General features: G+C 67.6%; 5 protein-coding genes and 1 pseudogene. 3 read left to right on the top strand and 3 right to left on the bottom strand.

Annotated features, from left to right (window positions below; translation table 11 throughout):
• Positions 1 to 821 (bottom strand): caspase family protein (locus tag BRAO375_RS34225; protein ID WP_035643577.1); only part of this gene is annotated, 821 nt, incomplete at its 3' end.
• Between the two features lie 350 nt (positions 822 to 1,171).
• Here BRAO375_RS34225 and BRAO375_RS34220 point away from each other — a divergent pair.
• Positions 1,172 to 1,978 carry an N-acyl homoserine lactonase family protein gene (locus BRAO375_RS34220; protein WP_009031997.1) on the top strand — a complete coding sequence of 269 codons (807 nt, stop codon included), beginning with the start codon at positions 1,172 to 1,174 and terminating at the stop codon, positions 1,976 to 1,978.
• Between the two features lie 289 nt (positions 1,979 to 2,267).
• Here BRAO375_RS34220 and BRAO375_RS34215 read toward each other — a convergent pair whose 3' ends face one another.
• Complete coding sequence (locus BRAO375_RS34215) at positions 2,268 to 3,242, bottom strand: L,D-transpeptidase family protein (protein ID WP_009031996.1); 975 nt, start codon at positions 3,240 to 3,242, stop codon at positions 2,268 to 2,270.
• A 198-nt stretch (positions 3,243 to 3,440) separates the two neighbouring features.
• On the opposite strand from BRAO375_RS34215, the gene BRAO375_RS34210 reads away from it, so the two are divergent.
• Entirely contained in the window at positions 3,441 to 4,334 is an 894-nt protein-coding gene (locus BRAO375_RS34210) for an efflux RND transporter periplasmic adaptor subunit (RefSeq protein ID WP_052536188.1), read from the top strand.
• A 361-nt stretch (positions 4,335 to 4,695) separates the two neighbouring features.
• Here BRAO375_RS34210 and BRAO375_RS34205 read toward each other — a convergent pair whose 3' ends face one another.
• On the bottom strand, positions 4,696 to 5,559 hold the full coding sequence (locus tag BRAO375_RS34205) for a caspase family protein (protein ID WP_009031994.1): 864 nt from the start codon (positions 5,557 to 5,559) through the stop codon (positions 4,696 to 4,698).
• A 427-nt stretch (positions 5,560 to 5,986) separates the two neighbouring features.
• Between BRAO375_RS34205 and BRAO375_RS34200 the strand changes: the two are divergent.
• Positions 5,987 to 7,712, top strand: a pseudogene (locus BRAO375_RS34200) (hypothetical protein).
• Positions 7,713 to 7,731 lie beyond the last annotated feature (19 nt).

Here is a 7,731-nt window from a genome sequence, read left to right as displayed (position 1 = left end):
GGAGCCGGCGCGGGCGTCGCGTTGCTCTCGACCGGCGGTGCCGGGCGCGGGCCGCCGGCACCCGGGACGAACGAGAAATCCTCCGCCAGCGACGACGAGATCCACGGCACCTGCTCGCTGCGCGAGGCGCGGGTGACGCCGACACGGGTGCGGTTCAGCGTCTCCTCGGCGGTGAGGTCGGGAACGCGGATCTCCTTCAACAGCTCCTGCACGAACAGGCTGCGGTCGCGGCCAGTATCGGACACGACGGAGGACAGCGCGGCCGAATACATGACCAGGGTACCGCTCGGTGCAATCACCGGCGCGAGGCCTGAGGACGCGGTCCGGAACCTCCGCTCATAGGGATTGCGCCGGGAGGCATCGAGCAGCGCGATCTTCACGCCGGCGCCGCGGCTGTTGATCTCCTGCAGCACCTGCTCGAGGCTGATGCCGTCGCGGCGCACATCGGCCTCCTGCCAGATCTGCGCATCGATCGGGATCATGTAGCTGGTGCGGCTCGACTGAATGCCGTAGCCGGAGAAGAACAGCAGCGCCACCGAGCCCGGCTTGATCTTGCCGTAGAGCCGCTCGAGCGCGCGGCGCATCGTATCTCCAGACGCATTCTCCAGCGTCTCGACGGCGAAGCCGTCGCGCTTCAGCTCGTCGGTCAGATCGCGCGCGTCGTTGATCGGTTCCTTCAGCGGCGCCTCGGCATCGGGATATTTGGCATTGCCGATGACGAGGGCGAAGCGGTCGCCGGCGGCGTGCGCGGGCCGGGAGACCCCGACCGACGTGGCGACGGAGACCATCAAGGCGAGCAGAAACAGCAGGCGGAAAGTCATCACGATGGCGGTCCAGCGGTCCAGCAAACAGGCGCCGTCCAGCTTGCGCCGCGGCGACATTAACCCACGCGTCAGGCATTATCAAATCGCCGTGACGACACGTCAACTGCTTGCGGCAGCTGAAGAATCCTCGCGAGCGGCAGCCGCTGACGACAGCATCTCGCGATCCCTTCGTTCGACGACGCGACCGACCATGCAGCGATACCGGCGCCTTGTAATGTGAGAAGCCTCACGCTGTGTCGTCGCCGGGGCGGCCCCGGTTCGATCGCACCGCGGTTGACCTTGGTCGGAGCCGGTGGCTCGATGACACGAGACCCGATCCACAACAAGCCAGCCAACGGGACGACATCATGGGGAACGCCGCCGAGATCTACGCACTGCGCTATGCCACGATGGGCTCGCGCAGCCTGCAGATGAACTTCCTGCAGCCCGATCCGCACGACACCACGGCGCAGGACCTCGACTATTTCGTCTGGCTGATCCGCACGCCCGGTCGCGACCTCCTGGTCGACACCGGCTTCAATGCCGCGGAGGCGCAGGCCCGCAACCGCAAGCTCACCCGCAATCCGGTCGACGCGCTCGAGGCGTTCGGCGTCCGTGCCGCCGACATCCGCGACATCATCGTCACGCATCTGCACTACGACCACGCCGGCAATCTCGACCGTTTTCCGAACGCCCGCTTCCACCTGCAGGAGCGCGAAATGGCCTATGCGACGGGCCGCTGCATGTGCAACGGCCTGCTGCGCCACCCGTTCTCGGTCGAGCACGTCACCACCATGGTGCGCCACGTCTATGGCGAGCGCGTCACCTTCCACAATGGCGACGGCGAGATCGCGCCCGGCGTCACCGTGCACCGGGTCGGCGGCCATTCCGACGGGCTGCAGGTGGCGCGCGTCGAGACCGCGCGCGGCCCGGTCGTGCTGGCCTCCGACGCCGCGCATTACTACGCCAATCTGCAGCGCCGCAGCCCGTTTCCGATCGTCTACAACATCGGCGACATGGCGCAGGGCTGGGAGACCATCGAGCGTCTGGCGGGACATCCGGATCGATTCATTCCGGGGCACGATCCGCTGGTGACGGAGCTGTATCCGCGCGTCAGCGAAGCGGCGGATGCCTACGCGCTGCATGTGGCGCCGAAGCGGTCGTTTGCGACGTGATAACTCTCGCCAAGCCAAAGCTTCGATGACCGCGCAGCGCTCGTCAGCGTCGGGAGCGCCTTTGCGCAGCCTACGGCAGGGTTAGTTGATCACCCACCGCTGTCGTCCCGGCCTTGAGCCGGGACCCATACTCCGCGGCTCTTGTGGTGAGCAGGATGCGACGCCGCGCCTGCCTCGAATTGCGTCCTGTGGTTATGGGTCTCGGCTCAAGGCCGGGACGACGGCGGAGATTGCCGATGCGACCAGGCTCTATTGAAGCCGGATGGCGGGCCGCAATGAAGCTCACCACTCACCGCAGCTCCACCGTTGCCTTCTTGGACAGGTGCTGGCCGAGGAAGGTCGCGTCCCAGTTGGTCAGTCTCACGCAGCCGTGGGATTCGGTCTTGCCGACCTTGGAGGGCTCGGCGGTGCCGTGGATGCCGTAGCCCTGGCCGATGGACAGGCCGATCCAATAGGCGCCGACGGGATTGTTCGGACCGGGCTTGATGTCGAACGGCTTGCGCGCCTTGACGCCCTTGAACTTGTAGTCGGGATTGTAGCGGTAGTTCGGGTTGGCATCGATCGACTCGACCTTGAAGCTGCCGATCGGCGTCGGCTTGTCGTCGCTGCCGACGGTGGCCGGAAACACCGCGACGCGGTTGCCGTCCTTGTCGAAGGCCTGCACGGTCTCGGCCTGCTTGTCGATGTCGAGGCGGGTGATCTCCGGCACCGTCTCGTTGGGCTTGATGACGTTGGCGACGGCGATCTCCTCGCCGGCCTTGTCGAAGCTGCTCTTGGGATTGAGGGCTTTGAGCAGCGCCTCGCTCATGTGGAACTTCTCGGCCAGCGCCTCGCGCGGCGAGGTGTAGCCGAGCCGCGGCAGGTCCTTCATGTCCTCCATGTGCCGCGGCAGCTTCTTGAGGAACGGACCCTTCAAATCGTCGCGGGTGATCTTGGTGGTGACGATCGCCGGCGCCTGATCCTGGCGCAGCGCGTCCCACAGCTCCGGCGTCAGCTTCGATCCGCTGGCGAGGCCCTTGGCGGTCGCGAACGCGGCCAGCGCCTTGCGGGCATTGTCGCCGAAGCGGCCGTCGATCTCGCCGGGCGAGACATGAGCACGGTCGAGCAGCACCTGGGCGCGGATCGCCACCGGATCCATCTTGTCCTCGGCGGGCGGCCGGTTGCGCAGCTCGGCGCCGTTGACCGCATCCGCGGTGAGCTCCGCAGCGCGCGCCGGGATCGCGAGCGTCGCGAGGAGCAGGAGCGGTATCCAGAGCCGATGCATGATGATGATCCCAAACGGATAGGACGGCATCAACGTGGCGGCTGCGGATAAGTTCGGCCGGTGCGCGAGCGGGCGATGAACGTCGCCGGCGTGTGCGGCGACTATGCAAGGAGATGGGTCTGCTGGCCCGGCGGTCGCGCGTCTGTTATCCCGGCCAGGACCGCTCAATGAATTGCGTTCGCGAAGGATCAGTGTCGCATGGGACAGTCCGGAGTTGCCGACTCGGTTGCCGCCTTGGCCCGCCCGCTGGCGCTGGTCGCCGCAAGCCTGATGGCGCTGACCCCGGCGGCCTCCGCCGCTGACCCCACCGAGTCGCCCCGGGGCGCCGCCGTCAGCGTGCTCAAGGCGACCAAGGCCTGTTTCGATAACACCGTCGAAGTGTCCGGCATGGTGCTGGCCCGCGACGAGACCGCGATCCGGCCGGACCGCCCTGGACTGAAGGTCGCCGAGATCCTGGTCGACGCCGGCGACACCGTCACGGCCGGACAGAACCTGGCGCGGCTGACGCCGCCCGAGGGCGGCTCGGTCATGGTGCAGGCGCCGGTCGCCGGCACCATCCTGTCGTCGTCAGCCACCATCGGCGCGTTCGCCTCGGGACGTGGCGAGGCGCTGTTCTCGATCATCGCCCGCAACGAATATGACCTCGTCGGGCTGGTGCCATCAGCGCAGATCGGCAAGCTCGCGGTCAACCAGACGGCGCGGATCCGCATCGTCGGCGCCGGCGAGGTCGACGGCAAGATCCGCCGCGTCGCGCCCACCGTTGAGCCGAACAGCCAGCTCGGTCAGGCCTTCATCGCGATCAACGGCACGGCGCGATTGCTGGTGAACGCGTTCGGCCGCGCGGTGATCAAGATCGGCCAGAGCTGCGGCGTCGCGGTGCCGCTGACCGCGATCCTCTACGATTCCGACGGCACCGTCGTGCAGGTGGTCCGCGCCCAGCGCGTCGAGACCAAGCGCGTCGAGATCGGCCTGATGGCCGGCGGCCAGGTCGAGATCAAGGACGGCCTCGCCGAGGGCGAAATCATCGTCACCCGCGCCGGCGCTCTGCTGCGCGAAGGCGACCCGGTGCGGCCGGCGATGGCGAGCAATTGAGGGAGCGGCACGGACGGTGCCCCCCCCTCTCCCCGTTCTTCACGGGAGAGGGCTGGGGTGAGGGGCGGCCGCACGGGAGGTGCTGCGGTCCGCGCGCCCGTCGCCCAATCACCTTGGCGCCCTCGGGCCCGTCCGATGGAGTTCAGATCTGGACTCCGCTCGTGCCATGCCCCTCACCCGGATTGCTGCGCAATCCGACCTCTCCCCGCAAAGAGCGGGGGGAGGTTTGCGCCGGCCATCGACGGCTCGGGCGGCCCTGTCAGCGCTGGGCCGCGAGCAAGCGGCGCGATTTGCCGCACGACAACCAACAAGAGCGATCGTCGAGATCTCAGAGAGACGATGAGAGGCCCTATGGCCCGTCTCAGCTGCCGGCGTTCGCCACGTCCGCGCTCAGGCGGATGTCCTCGACCAGCGACGACGACACCATCGGCACCTGCTCGCCATCGGTGCTGCGGGCGATGGCGTTGCGGGTCTTGGTGAAGACGGCTTCGGCGCTCGGCGTCCGGCCGAGCTGGTTGAGCAGCTCGGAAACCAGCATGCTGTTGCTGCGATCTTTGGGATCGTCGAGCACCTTGCCCGGCGTCGCCGACGACAGGATCAGCGCGTTGGCCGGGGCATTGATCGGCGCCAGGCCATGCGAATAGGAGCGGAAGCGGCGCTCATAGGGATTGCGGCGCGAGGCGTCGAGCACGACGAGCTTGGCGCGCGCACCCTGCTCGCGGACCGTGTCGACGAACCGCTCGACGCTGGTGCCCTCGCGGCGCACGTCGGATTCGCGCCAGATCTTGGCGTCGACCGGGATCATGTAGCTCTCGCGGCCGGCCTGGATGGCGTAGCCGCCGAAGAACAGCATCACCACGGAGTCCGGCCTGATCCGGGACTTCAGCCGATCGAGGGCGCGGCTCATATCCTCCTTGGTGGCATCCTCGACGACGTCGACGTCAAAGCCGCCGCGGCGCAGCGCGCCGGTGAGCGCGCGGGCGTCGTTGATCGGCTGGGCCAGCGGCGCATTGGCGTCCGGATAGTGCGCGTTGCCGATCACGAGGGCGAGGCGGGCGCCATTGCCGACCGCGGCTGCGCTCTGCTCGGTCGCGGCGGCCTTGCCGGCGTCCGTCGACCGCTTGTTCAAGGCAGCATGCGCGCCGAGCGCGAGCGACACCGTGCACAGAAGCGCGGCGGCGATCACGGCCGAACGCCGCGAGAGAGAAGGCTGCCTTGCGGTCATCACGTCAATCCTGGTCCGAGCCGATCCTCTCGACCAAAGGGCGCACCCTTTGGTCGCGTGGACGCCTCTGAGGTTTGAGGGGTTGCGAGACGATGTGTCGTCACTTTGCGCGCAAATTGCGGCACCGCAACGAAGAAAGGCTTAACCCGAACCCGCAAGCGAGGCAACATAGGAACACCATTGACTTTTCAAGCACTTGAAGAGAAACGCAAATTTAACCATGGCGCCGATCTCCAAACGGCCGCGACGGAACCGCCCGGGCGCCATATTGCGGCCAAATCCACAGCCGCCGCAGTGACCCCGGTCACGTTGTCTTTGGCCGTCCCGCATGCCAGTTTGGCTCTCTGCATGCCCGTGACGAGCCGCCTTGCGGGCGTTTCGGGCCGCGCAAGCCGATCGTCCCGCTCGACAACCGCGAGTCCTCACGTTGAGTTTCCAGTATTTTGCGGGCGCCGCCTGCCGCGCCTTGACGGCCCGCAAGGACGGGCCCTCGCTGTACGAGGTGTGCGACCCCGTTCTGCGTCACGCCGGCAGTGGCGACCCGCATCTGTCGAAATTCTACCGGACCGCACTCGGCAACCCCGCGCTGCGCGCGCTGCTGCGCCGTGCCGGCTTGCCTGAGCTCAACGATCTCGGGCGCCTCAATGCGCTGCGCCAGGCGCTGGTTCTCGCCCGCGACAATTCGACGCCGGACTGGGAAGAGGTCGGCCGCCCGGTCGCCGCGCTGGTCGACAGCGTCGCGCTGCATCATCCGGCGCCGCCGCGCCGGACCGGCGTCGTCGCGATGCCGCCGGCCGGCGAGATCGATCGCGTGATCCGCGCCTGCGGCGCCGACCTGCTCGGCTCCTACGCCCGCAACGGTTTTCTGCCGACCTATGCGGCCTTCAACCTCNATCGGCGATCCGGACATGAAGGGACGCGAGGTGCTGATGGCGCTGCGTGGACTGGACGCGCGCGGCTACAAGAACTCGACCCTGCTGTTCAATCTCGCCCGCGTTTTCATCGCGCGCTCGCCGGCGGCCGCGGTGATCAACCCGCCGTGGCGCGGCATCGCCGAGCCGATGTGGGAGCCGGTGCAGATCCGCCACCGCTCGGCCTATTACGACGCCTTCTTCATCGAGGCGCTGCTGAGCTATCTCGAGACCGGACTGGCCACATCCGATCAGGCGACAGCGGCGCGCAAAGCTGTCGCCGCGATGGTCGACTTCTGTCTGAAGACCAGCCGCGAAGAGGTCCGCGGCGCCGACGGCCAGAGCTACAACGTCGTCACCGCGCTGGCGCCGCACCCGCATCCGCGGTTCTCGCGCTTCTTCACCCAGATCAAGCAGGACCTCGGCTTCGGCGTCTACGTGCCGGACTGCGACACCACGGCCTGCTCGTTCTCGGCCGCGACCCAGGCCGGCTCTGATGATCCGATCCTCGCGCAGCCGCTGGTGGATTTCTATGCCGGCTATCAGGTGCGCGCCGGCGGCAACGAGCCGCGCGTGACGGTGCCGATCAACGACAACGTCGATTACGATGGTGGCGTCGCGACCTGGATCGACAGCCTGGCCGGCGAGCGGCCCTATGGCAACGATCTCGATCCGACGCTGAATCTCGACGTGCTCGAAGTGTCGTTCCGCAATCTCGCGCGCTGGCAGATCCTGGAGACGCAGGCCCGCCTCGCCTTCATCCAGCGCATCGTCGGCTTCCAGTTGCGGCTGGTGACGAGCGGCGCCTTCGCCGATCCGCGCTCGCACATCTATTATCTGCCGGAGCTGTATTGCGCCTATTTCGGCCGCTGCTATCACGCCTTCATGGCGCTGCCGCCGGCGGCACGGCAGGCGATCGATCCCGACGGCGCATTCGAGCTGATTCGGTTGCGCGTGCTGGCCTATGTCGAGGACGAGCTGATCGGCCGCGAGATGAACCCGTTCGACGCCGCGCTGGCGCTGATCGCGCTCGGCCATCTCGGCGGCAAATTCGAGAGCTTCGCGCCGGCGGTGCATTGCCTCGTCACGAGCTTCGGCGAGGGCGGCCGGCGGCATCCGTACCGCGCCTATGAATGGAACAAGATGAAGACGCCGACGCGTATCCTGGTCGGCGGACCGGAGGTGACCTCGGCCTTCGTGCTGATGGGCCTGGCGCTGGCGCGGCGCGTGGCCGTGCCTTGAGGGAACGAGATCGCGCCAC

This window comes from Bradyrhizobium sp. ORS 375 (assembly GCF_000239775.1).
Lineage (GTDB): Bacteria > Pseudomonadota > Alphaproteobacteria > Rhizobiales > Xanthobacteraceae > Bradyrhizobium.
This window is presented reverse-complemented; position numbering and strand designations above follow the sequence as displayed.

Excerpts from the sequence above, each read along its gene's own strand:
- BRAO375_RS34205 (WP_009031994.1), bottom strand. The coding sequence starts at position 5,559 with ATGACCGCAAGGCAGCCTTCTCTCTCGCGGCGTTCGGCCGTGATCGCC.
- BRAO375_RS34220 (WP_009031997.1), top strand. The coding sequence starts at position 1,172 with ATGGGGAACGCCGCCGAGATCTACGCACTGCGCTATGCCACGATGGGC.
- BRAO375_RS34215 (WP_009031996.1), bottom strand. The coding sequence starts at position 3,242 with ATGCATCGGCTCTGGATACCGCTCCTGCTCCTCGCGACGCTCGCGATC.
- BRAO375_RS34210 (WP_052536188.1), top strand. The coding sequence starts at position 3,441 with ATGGGACAGTCCGGAGTTGCCGACTCGGTTGCCGCCTTGGCCCGCCCG.